General features: G+C 65.3%; 17 protein-coding genes. All 17 read right to left on the bottom strand.

Annotation, left to right across the window (positions count from 1 at the left end; translation table 11 throughout):
- Position 1: 1 nt before the first annotated feature.
- The gene (locus AD428_RS00580) at positions 2 to 2,224 is read right to left on the bottom strand and encodes a phage tail protein (RefSeq protein WP_053243739.1); all 2,223 of its coding nucleotides are present in this window, start codon (positions 2,222 to 2,224) and stop codon (positions 2 to 4) included.
- Positions 2,221 to 2,460 carry a hypothetical protein gene (locus tag AD428_RS00575; protein WP_053243738.1) on the bottom strand — a complete coding sequence of 80 codons (240 nt, stop codon included), beginning with the start codon at positions 2,458 to 2,460 and terminating at the stop codon, positions 2,221 to 2,223. Before AD428_RS00575 ends, AD428_RS00580 begins: the two co-directional genes overlap by 4 nt.
- The gene (locus AD428_RS00570) at positions 2,457 to 2,687 is read right to left on the bottom strand and encodes a hypothetical protein (RefSeq protein WP_009521773.1); all 231 of its coding nucleotides are present in this window, start codon (positions 2,685 to 2,687) and stop codon (positions 2,457 to 2,459) included. The genes AD428_RS00575 and AD428_RS00570 overlap by 4 nt, the downstream gene beginning before the upstream one ends.
- Positions 2,688 to 2,696: 9 nt before the next feature.
- Entirely contained in the window at positions 2,697 to 3,500 is an 804-nt protein-coding gene (locus AD428_RS00565) for a phage BR0599 family protein (RefSeq protein ID WP_053243737.1), read from the bottom strand.
- Entirely contained in the window at positions 3,497 to 5,179 is a 1,683-nt protein-coding gene (locus AD428_RS00560; protein ID WP_053243736.1) for a hypothetical protein, read from the bottom strand. The genes AD428_RS00565 and AD428_RS00560 overlap by 4 nt, the downstream gene beginning before the upstream one ends.
- On the bottom strand, positions 5,180 to 6,322 hold the full coding sequence (locus AD428_RS00555; RefSeq protein ID WP_053243735.1) for a hypothetical protein: 1,143 nt from the start codon (positions 6,320 to 6,322) through the stop codon (positions 5,180 to 5,182).
- A 9-nt stretch (positions 6,323 to 6,331) separates the two neighbouring features.
- The gene (locus AD428_RS00550; RefSeq protein ID WP_053243734.1) at positions 6,332 to 7,303 is read right to left on the bottom strand and encodes a hypothetical protein; all 972 of its coding nucleotides are present in this window, start codon (positions 7,301 to 7,303) and stop codon (positions 6,332 to 6,334) included.
- Positions 7,304 to 7,305: 2 nt separating this feature from the next.
- Complete coding sequence (locus AD428_RS00545; RefSeq protein ID WP_053243733.1) at positions 7,306 to 10,500, bottom strand: tape measure protein; 3,195 nt, start codon at positions 10,498 to 10,500, stop codon at positions 7,306 to 7,308.
- Positions 10,501 to 10,503: 3 nt separating this feature from the next.
- On the bottom strand, positions 10,504 to 11,151 hold the full coding sequence (locus AD428_RS00540) for a DUF6441 family protein (RefSeq protein WP_053243732.1): 648 nt from the start codon (positions 11,149 to 11,151) through the stop codon (positions 10,504 to 10,506).
- A 189-nt stretch (positions 11,152 to 11,340) separates the two neighbouring features.
- Complete coding sequence (locus tag AD428_RS00535) at positions 11,341 to 11,730, bottom strand: DUF6631 family protein (RefSeq protein WP_053243731.1); 390 nt, start codon at positions 11,728 to 11,730, stop codon at positions 11,341 to 11,343.
- Positions 11,731 to 11,740: 10 nt separating this feature from the next.
- Positions 11,741 to 12,493 carry a hypothetical protein gene (locus tag AD428_RS00530; protein WP_053243730.1) on the bottom strand — a complete coding sequence of 251 codons (753 nt, stop codon included), beginning with the start codon at positions 12,491 to 12,493 and terminating at the stop codon, positions 11,741 to 11,743.
- 2 nt (positions 12,494 to 12,495) lie between these two features.
- Positions 12,496 to 12,669: a DUF7210 family protein gene (locus AD428_RS28705; protein ID WP_009521782.1), complete on the bottom strand. Its 174-nt coding sequence runs from the start codon at positions 12,667 to 12,669 to the stop codon at positions 12,496 to 12,498.
- 6 nt (positions 12,670 to 12,675) lie between these two features.
- A complete protein-coding gene (locus AD428_RS00525) occupies positions 12,676 to 13,101 on the bottom strand; it encodes a hypothetical protein (protein ID WP_053243729.1) in 426 nt (141 codons plus the stop codon).
- 11 nt (positions 13,102 to 13,112) lie between these two features.
- Positions 13,113 to 13,397, bottom strand: a complete 285-nt coding sequence (locus AD428_RS00520) for a head-tail joining protein (RefSeq protein ID WP_009521784.1) — start codon at positions 13,395 to 13,397, stop codon at positions 13,113 to 13,115.
- Positions 13,397 to 14,407: a major capsid protein gene (locus AD428_RS00515; RefSeq protein WP_053243728.1), complete on the bottom strand. Its 1,011-nt coding sequence runs from the start codon at positions 14,405 to 14,407 to the stop codon at positions 13,397 to 13,399. The genes AD428_RS00520 and AD428_RS00515 overlap by 1 nt, the downstream gene beginning before the upstream one ends.
- 2 nt (positions 14,408 to 14,409) lie before the next feature.
- Positions 14,410 to 14,790, bottom strand: coding sequence for a head decoration protein (locus tag AD428_RS00510; RefSeq protein ID WP_053243727.1), 381 nt, complete (start codon positions 14,788 to 14,790; stop codon positions 14,410 to 14,412).
- A gap of 1 nt (position 14,791) precedes the next feature.
- On the bottom strand, positions 14,792 to 16,027 hold the full coding sequence (locus AD428_RS00505; RefSeq protein ID WP_053243726.1) for a S49 family peptidase: 1,236 nt from the start codon (positions 16,025 to 16,027) through the stop codon (positions 14,792 to 14,794).

Raw genomic sequence — 16,027 nt, 5'->3', positions numbered from 1 at the left:
CTCATTCTCCGTAGGTTGCCCCGTAGAACATGCCGTAGCCACGGCACTCGGGGATGTCGATTTGCTGGGCCTGCCAGCTGGTGTAGCCGTCGCGCGAGGCCTCGACCTTGACGGTCAGTTTCTCATTCGGTCGATTCAGGCCGCTCTCGGAAATCTCGGCGGCCATCGGATAGGTCCAACTCGTGCCGGTCAGCCCCGTTTCGGTGTGCTTGAGCGTCCCCGCCTCGCCATAGATCCGCACGGTGTAGGTCGTCCCGGGTTCCGGCCCGATGTTGGATTCGGATTGCGTCACCAGATAGGCGGTCTGCAGCACCCGGCTGCGGTGCGCCCAGCTGACCGTCACCTCCCCGGTGATGTAGCTCACGCTGTAGTCGAGGTTGTTGACCCGGAGCTTGCCGGGCGGATAGGGCCGGATCTGCCGCTTGGCGAACGTGTAGCTGATCGCGGGTGCTGACGGCTCGGCGAGAACACCCATACCAGTGGCGGGCAGCACCTTGGCCTGCACCGTTTCGCTGCTCAGATACTGGCTCGTGTTGTAGAACTGCCCGTCCTCGACGAAGTACAGCCGCGCACCCGCCGAATGCTTCGCCGGCACCGTGTCCAGCACGCCCCGATCCACCGTCACCGTGCCGGCGGCCACATTGACCGCTTTCACGGCGACCAGCTCGCCATCGAGCTGCGCGTAGGAGTTGAGCGTGACCAGATCCAGATCGACCCCGTAGAGCACGTTCAGCACCGTCTCGGTTTGCCCGATGTCGTTCGCCAGCACGCAGGACGGGATGAAGTCACCGACGCCGATCTTCTCGAAGGCCGCCGATCCCTGCCGCGTCAGCACCGCGTAGTTGATCGCTGCACCCGAGGGCCGAACGGTTGAAACGGACAGGAACCCGCCATTCGGATCGATTTCGGCCTGAGCGGCGGCCGACTCGCCCGTCATCTCATGAACAATCGTCCAGTACGGCAGTTCGCTCACCGACACGAAGTTCGCTGCGATGGGCGCTTGACGTGGATCGACCCAGCCACTCTCGGCGGGCGCCAGATAAACGGCATCGGGCAGGCCGAATACATCCTCGACGCAGGTGATCCGCACCCGGCCATCGGCCAGTGTCCCGTAACTGATCTGCGCCACCCGCAAGATCAACTGCTCGATCCGCAGCTCGGGCCAGGAGAATCTGAACACGTCACCGATGTTGAGGCAGGCGGCGGTGCGGTTGGCCACCAGCGTGATCTTCGCCAGGGTGGAGGACAGTTGCCGCAGATCCCGCATGGCCAGGCGCGCAGCCAGCGCGCCATTGGCCGCGCCCTCGTAGCTGACCTTGGCGTCCTTGATTTCGCCCAGGGATCGCTCGATGCCGGCGATGTCCTGCACCGAGATCGAGACGCTCTTGTCGGTCGTGCGGTCGTGGTAGGACAGCGTGACCTGATTGATCAGCTCCTCGGGCAAGGTGCGCTCGAACGACTCCAGCCGGATCACGTTGGTCTGGTTCAGCTCCAGCAGCGTTGCCGGGTCGTAGTCATCGCGGGTCAATTTGAGCGTGAACAGCCCAGTGCGTGGGCTCACATAAATCGAGCCGTCGATGTGCTGCAGGATGCGCTCGATGAAAGCCTCGATGTCCTGCTGCTGGTCCCACAGGATCGACAGGCCGAAGCTCTCGGCGTAGAGCGTGTCGGCGGCAGCGCGAAACGACGCATCGTCGATCTCGGCCGAGCTGTAGCCCCGGCCCCAGGTCCGGTCGGTCAGGCACTCGTAAATGATGTGCGCCGGGTTCATGTCACCGGCGATGGCCGCCTTGTCCGAATACCACTGCGGCGAGCCGTCGGATCGCCGGATGATCCGCGTGAGCTCGGCGCTCCACGGCTTGATGTAAGGGTTCATCGCCGACAGTTGCGGCTGACGCAACACCAGTGACACTACTCCCCGGAAGGCCGGTACGTTGGCGCCGAGCTTGGAGGCGAGGTAGTCGTTCTGACCGTCCGAGGCGTTGCCCATCACCAGATCGACGGCGCCGACGATGCCGCCCTCGCGGTCGTCGCCGCCGAACAGGTCGGGCTGATTGATGGTGATCTGGCCGCTGGACGTCATCGATCCCGACCACGCCGTGCGCTCGCCGACCACGATCTTGTTGAGCGAATCGACCGGGCCGTGGCACAGCGCCAGATGCATTCCCGCGTAGTAGCGGTAGCCGACGGTGACACTTTTGCTGCCTTTGCCGCCGCCGCTCATGCCTTGACTCCCTCATTCGTTTCAGATATGGCTTGCTGCTCGACGTGCTCTGCCAGCCGAATCGCCATCGCATCCCCGGTAGCCCGCAGCCAGGCGGTGCTCACGCCCTGCTGGCGAAAATCATCGAAAGTCACGCCGTCGCGCGGAAACCAGCGGCGCAGGCCAGCATTGCAATAGCCCAGAGCCTTGGCATCAAGGTGAGTGGCGATCTGAAGGTTGCTGCGCTGTTCGCTCATTTCTTGCCGCCTCCTTTGGTCTTGATCGGCGTTGTCCGCACATCGCCGAACCAGACGCAGTTCGGCTGCTTGATCGTCCGCGTGCCAAACAGCACCGGGATCGGACTGTCGGTCGCGGCGACCGGCGCATCAACATCGCCGGGTTGCGGCGTGGTGGTTTTTGGCTTGGGGGCAAGCAGCGACGACAGGACCGTCGTGATCACCCACACGATCAGGTATTGCCACATGGGAAAGCCTCAAACGATGGCATCGCCAGTGAAGGGGTTCTTCACCGGGATGTAGGGGAAACCGCCGTAGTTCAGCTGGTTGCCGAACTTGGCGGCGCAGGTCGCGAGCGTGTGGTCGCAACCCGGATACGCCTCGAACGCATCACCGGCCTTCAGGCCCGGAATCGGCGCCGAAAGGGTTACCGCACCGCCGGAGCTGGCGACGATCATCCGTTGCGCCCCAGCGGCCATCAGCCGGCCGCCGACGAACCAGGCAATCGGCTTGGGCAGGAAGACGGAGGCGGTCACCTCCAGCCCCGCCACGCTCTCGACGATGCCAGCCGTCTTGTAGTCGGCCGCGTTGACCTTGCAGCCGCCGTGGTACAGCGGGTGGCGACAGTTGATCTGGTAGTTCGCCCGCCGTCCCGAGCGCTTGAGCGTCGTGAAGATTGGCTCGCAACGCATCTGCACCGTCACGCCACTGAACACCACCGACACGACACGGCCTTTCCACCAGGTGATGAACTCAGCGTTCGGGTCAGTCAGATGCTGGCGGAAGATCGTGAGCGACAGCACGCCATCGGGCGGGGTCACGATGAAGGACTGCACCACGGTGATGTCGAGTGCCGCTTCCAGATTCAGCATTGCGCGGCCGAACTCCTGCGTCTGCTCGATCTCCGAGCGCCGTATCGGCGCCGGGATGTATTTCTCGGCGTTGTAGGTCACGGCGCTCTGTGCCGACGTGTAGCGCCAGACGGTGGTCCCCAGCGCGAAGCGATACAACTCGACCGGCTGGCCGGCATGGAGGCTGTTTTCTTGGTTCTGATAGGTCATCCGTTGATGCTCCGAATAGGCAAAGTCACCCGAACCACACGATCCGTTTCGAAGAAAAATTCCACGGCATCGCTCTCCAGTCGGGCCAGTTCCAGGAAACAGACGATCCGGAAATCGGACGGCGCGCAGGCCACGCCCAGCGCGGCCTCGATCCGCATCCGCTCGACGACCCCGTCCACGAACTCGAAAGCGGTGATCCGTCGCAAGAACCAGGTGCCGTTGTTGTGCAGAAAGGCCACGTCCTGACGGCCGGGCATCGCCTGGTAGTACGTCGAAAAGCCCCGGGCCTGGACCAAAATTTCCGTTGCATCCAAGGCAAAGGGCTGGGCGACCTCGAGACCACGCTCCCACGTCGGCACCCAGAAAGGCACCTGACGACCTGCACGGGCCGCGAGCCAGCCTCGCATCGCAGTGAGCCGGGTGCGGTCTGGCAGCAGGTACTGGTGGCGGCGCACGATAAAGGGCCGGTTCGGGCTGTCGATCACCGCAGGCGTGCCGGTCTCAACGTCGAACACATCGGCGAGTCGCTGATAGTCGATGCTGACGTCCTCGACCCGGTTTGGATGCAGCAGCAGCGTGTCGTAGCCTCGGTACTGAATCGGTGAACTCGTCGCCGCCACTGGCGAAGCCAGGTCCTCCAGCTCGAAGCGCAATTTGGCCTGGGAGATCGCCGCCGTTGGCCGGGTCACGGTCTGCTGGGCGGGTAACCGTCCTAGCCGGGCCGGGGCGATCCAGGAGCCTGCGGGCCAGTTCCCCAAGGCCGGGCGCTTGAGCGTGATCGTCCCGGCGGTCAGGGACAGGACTTCCAGTGCCTCGCTGGCGCCAGCGCTTGAGCCGACGATGGCCAGCCCACCGGCGTGATAGTCCAGGTCCGTGGTACTCACGGCCAGCACCGTGTCGCCGGGATGGATGGCGGCCGCAAGCCAAGCCTTGTCGGTCCACACCGGCACGGCATAGACGCGCGACTGCCAGACGTTCATCAAGAGATCAAGCTGCCCGCCGTTGCCGTACTCCAGCACGTCGAACTCGAACGAGCGCCGGGGATCGGTCCGCAGCCGCACCCGCTGCTCCCCACCGTCACGCATCGTCAGCACGTCGGTGAGCCATTCCAGCCGTTCGGTGAAGCCGCCTTGCCAATCGTGCAGCAGGCCCATGACCAGCACGCGGCCATAGCTGATCGCCAGATCCCGTGTGCCGCCAGCCGAGAAATGCAGCGTCAGCAGCGTATCGACGAAGCTTGGGCCATCGAGAGTGGCCGTGACCTCGTAGAAGATGTCCTCCAGCCCCCGCATCCTTGTTGGCGGGAAGAACCCCAGGGACAAGCCCTCGGTGTCGCCGTCTAGCTGGAAAATCGTCACCGGGTCCAGGAACGCATTCCAGACTTCGACGGTACGGGTTGTGGGAATGACGAGATTGCCGAACTCGATCCTGGACGGCTGCAGGTAGATCCGGTGGTAGTAGTCGTCCGAGAAAGAACCACAGTGTGCGCCAGTCCGCGCGATCAGTGCCTCGGGCGACGGCTGGCCGCTGTCGATGACACCGACCGCACCAGCAATCGCCGCGATGACCGTGGTCGGTGCGTAGTACGCAGGTCGACCATCGTCCCACAGGCTGTTCATCCCGGTGGCCACTGCGCCGCCCAGGATGTTTGACGTGAAGGCTCCGGCGAAGTCGGGCATTTACATCACCTTGCGGTAGGCCAGGCCGTAGTCGTAGCTGATCGGTTCCGCCCCGAGCGTGTAGGCCTTGTTCCACAGTGGGAAGATCTTCCACACGTCGGTGCCGAGGATCAGTTCGTCGCCCGGGTTGAAGTTCGAGATGTTCAGGAAGCGCACATCGGGGAACTCGCCGAGCAGCGTCCAAGTGCCGACGTAGGGCGTGCGATTGACGCCCACATAGCACGGCAACATCGGCGCCAGACCGTTGTAGCTTTGCGGCGAGCAGTGGTAAGCCAGATCGTGCGCCAGGGTGTTGAGGGAGTTCTGGGTCCCGGACCCGATGTAGCCCGCGCGGTTGTTGGTCGCATTGGCGTAGCTTGAGCACCCGTAGGCGTCCAACTGTTCCGTCGTGTACGAGCCGGTCGAGATCAGCCGCCAACCGACCGTCCAACCATCGATGTCGGCTCTGACATAACTACCCGGATAGCCGTTCGATGCAAGCGACGCACGCGAAGGTCCCTGCGCGTTCGCGCCGAAAGGAATCGAGTGATTCGAGGTGTTGAACGCATAGGGCGTAGTCGTGAACGACTCGACGGGGCAACCTGCGGTCAGATACTGCCCCCCGGCAAAGGCGCCATATTTGTTGATGAAGCCGAACGACAGGTGGCGGAACCGGCCCGGCGTCTCCTCGATCACCACGTGCACGAAGTCACCGTTGGAGAACAAGTGGTAGGCATAGAGCGAGGTCGCCATCGGCCCGACCATCACGAACTTGCGATTGTTCGTCTGCAGGTTGGCCGCCACGCCTGCGGAATAGCCGTCGCACACCCAGGCCTCCAAGCAGGCGTAGGTGCCGTTGACGCCGTTCTTGTAGAGCTTTTTGTTTACTCCGAACAGCTGGTAGGACACGCCGTTCTTGGACAACACGACCCGGTTCGCCGTCAGGCTCGTTTCCGACTGGTTCCGGTACGCATCAGAGCCGCTGACCGAGGAAATCATCGACGTCGTGCCGGCGTGGGTCGCACCACCAGTCGATCCATAGGTCGGAAACGTCAGCGTAAAGGTGTCGGTAGCGTTGGCCGTCCAGCCATTGGCGACCGCAAAATTCTTGATCGCCGTCAGCAGCGTGTTGATGTCCGCCGACGCGCCGGTGATGTAAGCCATTGAATCGCCTCAAGCGAGTTGGATGGCGGCAAAGCGCGCCGCGTTGGTGGAAGTCGCCGCCTGGACGACCAGATGGGATTTGCCGCCTACGGTCACGGTGTCGCCGGCAGCCACTCCGAAGCCCGGCACGGCAAACACGCCTTGCAGCTCGCCCCATATCGAGAACGGACGAGTCGTCGCGCAGTCATAAAGGATCGCCGGCAGCAGCGGACTGGCGCCGTTCGGCAACTGCGTGAGGTTGCCCATGTCGTAGCGCCCTACGCTGTTCCTCCTGGTCTCCTGCGACATTGCCCAGGGCCAGGCGCGACCGGTGTAGCTCGTATCGAAGCGGTTGGTGCCGACCCAGCCGCCGCTCGGCTGCAGGATAGCTGCGCTGTAGCTGCCGTACTCACCATCGTTGCGCCAGAACGCGCTGCCCGCGATATCGAGATCCGAACTTTGATAGTTGTCGCCGCGCGAGGTGTTGGCGCCGATGAAGAGCGGATACGGGTACTGCGACGGCGTGCCGTAGGGCAGGAAAAACCCCGCGTAGAGCGCCCCCCAGTAGGCCGAGGACTTCGCCACTACGATGAAGCGGCGGCCGTTGGCAACGAACCAGTAACTGATCGAGCTGTTGAACACTGGCATCCGGGGGAGGATGCCGAGCGAACCGGCCCCCGAGAGCAAACTGCCTGGTTGGCCTTCCGGCGTGCTGATCGAGATGGCGCTTTGCCACGATTGCGAGCCGAAAACCCGGATCGAATACGCGGGAGCCGCCGCGTCGGCGAACAGGCAGATCTGTACGTAGATCGCATCGCCTGCCGAGGAGCCGGGGCCACGCAGCTCGACCAGATCGCGTTTGGGGTCAAGCGTGAAGGTGTCTCGGCGCAATAGCGTCCAGGCTTCGCCCCCGGCAACCAGCGTCGCGTCGGCGGTCAAAAAGGTGATCATCTTGTTGAATAGATCGGCGGCATTCGTTGCCGTGCCGGAAGTCCAGGCCATGTTCAGCGTCCCAGGATGTTGCGCACCGACGCGGCGTTGCGCTGGATGAGGTTCATCACCGTGCGCTCGCCGGCGCTGCTGTTGAGGTAATCGGCCGCCATCGCCGGGTCGATGACATTGACAATGCGGATGTTCTGGCCCGGGGCCGGTGGCGCCGGGACTTCGGGCACCAGGCCACCAGCGGCAAAGGCCAGGCGACCGCCAGCCACACGGGGCCCGGCAGACAGGCCGTTGATGGCGTCCAGGAACGACAACCCGAGCCGGCTCACCGCGCGGGCATTGACCACGTACTCGCCGTGGGAGAGGCGCGCCGGGATGGAGTCGCTGGTCGAGGTGCCGGGACCGGTCACGTAGCCCCCCGACGCGAAGCCGAAAAACGACGAGATCAACGCGCCCAAGCCTCCAGCACTGCCTGCCGTGCCGCCGCCCATCAGGCTTCCGAACAAGGCTTCGGCCAGCTTCTGCGAGGCGATGCGGTTGATCGTCTGCAGCACGGATCGACCGAAATCCGCGAATGCGTCCTTCGCCGACTTCGCGCCGCTGCCGATGTCCTGGAACAGTTGGGCGAAACCATCCTGGACCGCGCCGTCGATGGCGACGGCCACGTCGTCGACGACCAACTTCACCTGCGCGATCTCGTTCTTCCAGTCCTGGACCCGGGCGACGGCATCCGGCCCGATGGCAGCGGCGGCGGCCTCCAGCTGCGGCAGCAGCGCGTCGAGCGACTGACCGGTTTGCCGGTGCAGCGCAAGGATCTGCTGGCGGGCCTGCGATTCCGTGAGGAGCCCGGACTGACGCTGCAGATTGATCGACTCCTCAGACGCGCGCATCCGCGCGAGCGTGTCGTTGAACTGGCGCTCGTAGTCGGCAAGATCGGCCGCCGCCGCTTTGACGTCGATCAGCCTCCCGACGGTGGCCACGCCCTCGGTGTCACCCTCGGCGCGCAGCCGCGCAATCAGGCTCTGGTACTGGCGCTCGATGGCCGCGCGGCGATCCTGACTGGTCGCGGCACCGGTGAGATCGAGCAATTCGTCGCGAACCTTGGCGAGTTCCTCGCGCAAATCGCGCTCGGCCTGGACCGCTTTGCGGGCATTGGCGACCTCGGCGTCGGCACGCTTGTTGTTGAGGACCGTGAGCTCCGCTTCGAGCTTGGCGACTTCTCCTTTCGCTTTGAGGCGTGCGGGCTCGTCCTTGCCCGTCTTTTCCAGGCGCTGCTGCTGCGAGAGCGACACCTGCAGGCGCCGGATTTCCGCATCGATCTCCTGCTGTTCGATCCGGGTCTTGGCCGCGTAGTAGTCTTTCAGCGAAATCAGCCGGTCTTCGAGCGCCGCGTCCAGTTCGCGCGCCTGGCGATCCAGCGCATCTTTCAGAATTTTGAGTTCCGCCTCGGCCTGCGCCTGCACCAGGGCCAGCTTGGCGGCCTCGATACCCTTGTCGGGTGTCGGCTTGGCCGGTGGTTGCGGGCGGCCGAATACGTCCGACTTGTTCTTATCGGGGCGGATGCGACCGGCGATGGCCTGGGCAGCTTCCCCGACATAGTCGCGGGTGACGGCATCACGCACGGTCGTCGCGAGCTCCTTGCCGAAGTCGCGCATCTCACCAAGTCGGCGGCCGAGGACGCTACGCAGCGACTGCATCGAGAAGTCGCCGCTGAAGGCGGCAGCCACGTCTTGGCCCAAGGCCTGCGCCAACTCCCCGATGTCCGAGAAGGCGTTTCGGAAACGCTCGACCAAGAAGGCTGCCGTGATGCCCGCGACACTGCCGACCGCGTTGAAGGCGCCGATAACGACATTGACCAGCGACCGGATGGCCGTGCCGATAGCTCTGAGCGCATCGAGCATCACCTCGCGCACTCGGTCCCAGCTCAGGTTGTTGACCCCGACCAGCCGTCCCAGGGCGCTGACGACTTCGCCGACCTTCCCGACCACCAGGTCCCAGGTGGCCACGATGATCTGCTTGATCGACGCGGTCTTGCCGCCGAACTCGACCACGGCGTTGCGCGCCGAATAGAGGGCCCCGGCCAAAAGCGTCACCGTGGTCACGATCACGCCGATGGGGCCGCCCAGGAGTGCCAGCGCACCTCGCAACAAACCCGCTGCGCGACCGAGCAGCGACGTGGAGGCCACGGCCTGCGTCAGGACACCGGTGGCGGCGGTGGCCTGCAGCCGAGCCTTGGCCGCGTCGGCGACCAGTGCGCTGGTGGCAATGCCTTGCGCCCGCGCCTGGGCCAGGGCGGCATCGGCCACGCGCACCCGAGCCAGCGCCTCGGCTTCGAGCGTGCGCAGGTTGGCAAGCCGCGCCGCCGCTTCGGCGCGGGCGGCGGCAATGCTGGTTGCAAAGGCACCTGCCATCCGGCCGAAGGCGGCGACCAGCGCGACGCCAGCCAGATCGATCAGCAGTTCGAGATGCTGGGCGACGAGTTGGATCGCCTGCGCCAGACCTGCGGTCAGGCCGGAGCTCGTGTCGCGCTCGCCGAAGGCACGCTGGAAGGCATTCTTCAGACGGGTGAGCGCGCCCGAGACCGTATCGGGCAGGCTCGCGTATTCCTCGGCGAGGCGCCCACGCTGCTTGAGCAAGGCATCGAGCACCGCTGACGAGGTGATCTTGCCTTCCTGCGCCAGGGCCCGCAGCGAGCCCAGCGGCACACCCATCCCGTCGGCGATGGCCTGCGCCAGTCGCGGCGTCTGCTCGATGACCGAATTGAACTCCTCGCCGCGCAATTGTCCCGAGGCGAAGGCCTGCCCGAGCTGCAATAGCGCCCCGGCTGCCGCCTCGCTGGACGCGCCGGAAAGCGACACCGCCTGGCCGATGGCATCGGTGGCCGCCAGCACGTCCGCCTGCGAACGCCCCAGCGCCTGCACCGAGGGCGCCAGCCGCGCGTAGAGCGTGACGGTCTCGGCGAGCGGCGCGCGGTTGCGCTGCGCGATCTCGAACAACGCCGCGTCGGCGCGGTTGAATTCCTCCTGAGAGGTGACCGCGAGCCGGAGCCGGGCCTGCAGGTTCTTGTACTGGTCGGCCACCTCCACCAGTTCGCGCACACCCAGTCCCACACCGATGGCACTGCCGATGCGGGACAGGACTTCTCCCACCTGGCCTGCTTCGCTGCGCAGGCGCGAGAGGCTGCCCTGGACGGACTGGAAGGCGCGTCGCGTCTCATCGACGGCGGTGATGAGGATCTGCGCGCGATTATTCGCCATTGCTCAAACCTTCGACATTGCCTTGCGGATGGCCGCCGTCAGGCGGGGAAGATCGACCCGCACCGAACGGTTGAGATCGAAACGTTTTCTCAAGCTCACGCGCCGCACCAGCACGGCCATGGGAATCTCCTGGCCGCGCTTGATGCGCTTTGCCCCGGTGCGCTCGCGCTCGGCGCGACGGAAACGCGCCAGCGGCCGGGCGTTCTCGGCGATGTTCTCGGCCATCAGGATCTGCTGGCCGTTCTTTTCGACGAACCAGGCATTGCCGGATCGCATCAGCGCATCGATCACCCGGGCAAACGCCTTGCGTCCGATACGCCGGTGTTGCGGCAGCAGCGGGATCAGCATTCGTCTCCGGATCGTTCCTCCCTGTTCGTGCAGGCCCAGCCAGGGCACCTTCGAGCCGATGTAGAGCGCCGGAAATTCCGAGGCTTTACGGTCGTACACCTTGGCGTGCATCGACCGGAGGAACTTGGGCTTCACGGCGTTGAAGCTGGATCGCATTTCGCCCCGCACCCGCTCGGCCATCTCTTTGCCGGAATCCCGCATCGCGCGGGCGACTGCGGAATGGATCGTTTTGTGGGTATCGGTTTGCCAGGCGTTGAAGCGACGACGATCCAGCAAGCCCTCAGCGACCAGATCGATCTTCATCGCGCATTCCCTGTTGGAGTTCGGCCTGGAGCTGACGGATGCCTTCGCGGTTGCCCTGGGCGGCGGTGGTCATGACCGCGAGCTGGGTGGAGAGCCGTTCGTGCTCGAGACGGCTGTCGGCGGCCAGAAACGCGTTCAGCTGGCCCAGCGTGTAGCCGAGGATGTCCGGGTAGCGGTGGCCACTGCGGATCAGGCGGGCGATGGCGTCGCTCCAGCCAACCGTCCGCTCAGAGACTGCGCGAGCGTGCTGACCTTCGGCGCGACCCGGTGCACGAAAAAATCGACATTCACCTCGAACACCGTGGCGGCCAGCGTGATCGCGTCGTCGAGCGCCAGCGCGTCTACCCATTCACGCGGGCGTCGGCTGGCCAGGGAGAGCGCAGCCAGCAAGGCGTCGCCGTGCTCGCAGAGCAAAGCCAGCCAGTCCGGCTCGCCGGTCAGCTGTTCGGCAAAGGGCCGCACGGCCTTGAGCATCGCGGGCAGCTCGCCGATCACCAGCGGACTGATCGTCAGGCGCTGCCCGGCGATCTCCAGGGATTGGGTTTGCGGGACGAGAACATCCAGGTCAGAGGTGGTCATCGTGTACTCCTCACAGCAGCACGATGCGGCCGAACTGGCCGAGGTCGCCGGCAGCGGGCTTGAGCGTGTCCGCCAGCACCTGTCCGGAAAGCTCGAACTTCAGCAGTTCGTCGGTGATCACCGACAGTTCCTTGGCCGGGTTGATCGCCACGCGGTACAGGTCGATCACCACCTCGCGGTTGCTGTCGGCGGTGTTCAGGCCTTCGAAACGCACCCAGCGCTCCGGCAGCGGCTGCGTGAACAACGCGGTCGTTTGCGCCGCGCTGTAGGCGTAGTCGACCTTGAACGGCTCCACGTAGGGGCCGCCCGTCGTCTTGTCGTTGATGACCAGCGATCCGTGCTTGGCATTGAGGCTGTACTGGGCGACGGGCAGCGTCTTGGGCGTGCCCGAGGCGTCCTTGACCACCACCGAGGAGACGTTCTGCTTGGCGAGCAGGTACAGGCTTCCTGCCGTGACCGGGTTGGGCAGTGCCTCGGCCGTCACCGTGCCGCTGACCTGTTCGATGGTCGTGCCGTAGAGTGCCAGGCCCAGATTCACCGCGATCAGCTCTTCCAGCGTGCAGGCGAATTCGCCCTTCTTGGTCTTGATCAGCTGGAGGTCCGTCAGGCGTTGTCCGCTGGTGGACTCCTGGTGCTCCAACGTCTCCACTGACAGCGATACCTTGAGCTCGGGCACGTTGCCGACAAAACTCAGGCCTTGCGGGTTGCCGGCAGTGTCGCGGGCGCCGATGTAGACGCGGCCTTGTCCAGAAAAGTACGGCATGGTCAGTCTCCTTTGCGGGAAGTGGTGTTGGGTTTGCTATCGGCCTCCGGGGGCGCAGGCTGGGCGACGCCGTGCTCGATGAGCCAGCGGGCAGTGGCCTCGTCGAGCTCGAGGTGGGTGCCGGGGGAGTGAAGCACCCCGGCGTGCGTGTGGGGTTTCAGCAGTTCAAGAGTCATGGAAAGTCATCCGTTTTTGGTCAGGTCCAGGGCGTGGGTGCGGTAGCGAATCTCGTAGCGGGCGGGCATTGCGACGGCGCCGGCATCGGCGTCCTCGGCGTCCCATTCGCAGTCGATTTCGTGGAGCAGGAGCGAAAGGCCGCCGAGGCTCGCGTCGCGCATCAGTGCCACGTGGACAGCCACCAGCGTCTGATCGGCCTGGTCGAACGCGTCCTCGCCGCGCGTCACCACGGTGAGACGCAGGGTGAGGGCTCGATCCACAAGGTGATTCGCGTGGCCGGCGATGCTGTCGCTTTCGGCAAAGACGAGCAGCGCGGGGCTGGCTTCGCGGGTGATGGGTATGGTCGGATGGCGCAGCACCGGCATAGGCGCGACGGCGTCCGACAGACGTGCCACGACCTCGCGCAGGATGCGCTCGCGGATGGAGTTCATGCTGTGGGTCCTCAGAGACGGGAGAGGTCGGCGCGACGCTCGCTGCCATCGCCGATGCTGCGGACATCGCGCACCTGGTAGGTGACGCCGGCAATGGAAAGCGTGTGGCCTGTGGCAAGTTCCGGCAGCGCGGACGCAGGAAAGCGAATCGTGTAGTCGGCCGCGCGAAGCAGACCATCAAGCACGGTTTCATCGGCCGAAGAAAAATCCACTGCAACGCTTCTTCCCTCGACATCGGCGATCACCAGCAGACCGGCACGATCAGCGGCCTCGTAGAGCCGTTCGATCAGCCCCATCAGGCCATCACCAGCTTGACCAGCAGCGCCGGGCGGTGGCACAGCGGCAGCGGATTGGCCTGCGTGTGCAGATCGGTGCCCCGGTCGAATTTGCGCGGCTCCTGCTTGGCGTACAGCGGCAGCGCCACCGTGTTGGCCGTCTCGTTGAAGTCGGCCGGCGCGTAGTAGGTGGCGAAGGTGTCCATCGTGCCCAGCGGCAGGATGTGGCCCTCGTCGGCCTCGACGAAGCGGCGCACGGCACTGCCCGGTGCAACCGCGCGGCCGCGATGCTCCTCGAAGGTGACCCCGGCGAAGGTGAAGCCCGCGCGCATATCGGTGCGCAGTGCCTGGCCATCCTGCCAGCGGTCGTAGGCGGCCTTGACCTCATCGTGGCCGGTGAGCGCGTCGAAGAAATCCTCGCCAACGAAGGCATGCAGGCCGCTCATCCGTTCGCCCTGCAGGTTGTCCTCGACGTAGCGGACGACATCCAGGCAGGCCTTCTTCACATCCCAGCCGTTGGCCGGATTGGAAATGTTGAAGGTGAAGGTCTTGGGCGTGATCCCGAACTCGTTGTAGAGGTCGTAGATGACGCTGCCATCAGCGTCGAGGATCTGGCCCTTCAACGCCCCGAAGCGCAGATGCTCCAGCGTGATCGCGTGCTTGTTGCGCATCGTCTGCAGGTGCTGCGCCATCACCCCCGCGACGGTCTGCAGTTCGGTTTCCGAGCCGAAGGCGCGGATGCCCTGGACTTCCTCGGGCAGGATCACGTCGTCGTGCGGGATGTGGGGGATGGTGAACGAGCGCACCTTGCGCTTGCCGCGCACGCCTACGGTGCCGGGCGAGCCCGGGGGCATCGTCGGCAACAGCGTGAGCACGCCGTTCTGCTCTTCGACGATCACCGAGCGGAAGCGCTGCGGCTTGTCGACGAACAGGCCCATCGCGCCCAGGCGGTCGTAGTTGTTCGGCAGCAGGTTGATGGCGGCAGTCAGCGCCGACATCGAGAAGGCGGGGTTTTCGAAGATGTTCTGCATGGTCAGACTCCTTGGCGAACGAGGACACCCAGCGCCTTGAGCTGGGCAATGGCGGCCTGCTGCTCGGCGGTGGTGATACCGGTGGGCCACGAGAGTGCGTGGTCGGAGACGATGGCGTGACGCGTCACCATCAGGCCGTCCGGACGTTCGGCCAGGGCAGCATCGACGGCCTGCATCAGCACGCCAGCGGCGACCTGACTGCCGTCGGTGGCCGAGGGGTCGATCCGCTTGACCTTGCCGGTGGCGGTGACCATCCCGACGACCGCGCCCAGCGGCAGGGTCTGGCCAGCGGCCACCGTGACGCGGTCACGCGAGTAAAGGTTCGGGGCCTCGTACTTGAGCAGGTCGCCCAAGTTCATCGATTCGGTGAACACAGTGGGCATCTCAGATCTCCTTCTTCAAGGCGGACGACTGCATCGCGAGATTTCTGGCGGCCTCGAGCAGTGGATTGGCGGGTGCGGGGCGAGAGGCGTCGGGCGCGATGCGGCTGACGATCTCTGGGCTGGCTTCGGCCTTGGCCGAGAGAAGTTGGCTGCGGACCTTGGCAGGTGCGGCGTTGACCTCGAGAAAGCCCGCGATCAGGTCGGCGCGGCCTGCAAGCTGGCAGGTCTGCGCGATCTCAACGGCATCGGCCACGCTCAACGTGGCGGCGTGCGATTGAGGAGGACTGCCAGCAGAATCAGCAAGAGGCCGATCAAGAGCAGCGGGGTCGGTTCGATCATTCATCAATGACTCCTTGGGGTGGTTGCTGAGAAAGCCCGCCCGCGCGGCCACGGCCACCGGAGTCGGGTTGGGGGAAAGTGATGCGAGCAGCTGCGCCAGCGCGTCGTCGAAGGTGCCGACGGCATCGGCAAGGCCCATGGCGACGGCGGCCTGCCCGAAGAACAGCCCGGCTTCGGTGTCCCGCACGGCGGACGGCTCGATGCCCCGGTGGCGGGCCACCGTCTCGACGAACAAGCCATAGACGCGATTCACCTCGGCCTTGAGGAAGGCGTGGGCCTCGCTCGAAATCGGCTCGTGCGGGTTGAGGTCGTTCTTGCGGTCGCCGGCGAACACCGCCGTGTAGCGGACGCCGTCCTGGGCGTCCTTCTCCGACTGGTCGATGTGCATCGCAATGACGCCAATCGAGCCGACGCCGCCGGTGCGCGACACGAACACCTTGTTGGCGGCCGAAGCCAGTGCGTAGGCCGCCGAGAAGGCCATGTCGTTGGCCACCGCCCACACGGGCTTCACAGCGGACGCGGCACGGATGCGGTCCGCCAGGTCGAACACGCCGCCCGACTCGCCACCGGGCGAATCGATGTCGAGCAGGATCGCGGCGACATCCGGGCTGGCCAGGGCGGCGTCGAGCTGGACGGTGAGCCCCGCGTAGCTGGTCAGGCCCGATTCGGCTTCCAGCCCCACGGTGCGCCGCACCAGCGTGCCGTGGATCGGGATGACCGCGACCTTCGGCGTCTCGGTGGCCGCGGTGCGCGTGGGCGGCGTGAAGCCGGTCGGTGCGGCCAGATCTGCCAGACCGACCCGGGGGCCGAGCACGGCCAGGATCACGTCAAGTTTTGGGCGATGGATCGCCAGCGGCACACCAAAGAGGCGTGCCGCCAAATGGGGAAGCAGGGTCAT

Source organism: Achromobacter sp. DMS1 (genome assembly GCF_001270295.1).
This window is presented reverse-complemented; position numbering and strand designations above follow the sequence as displayed.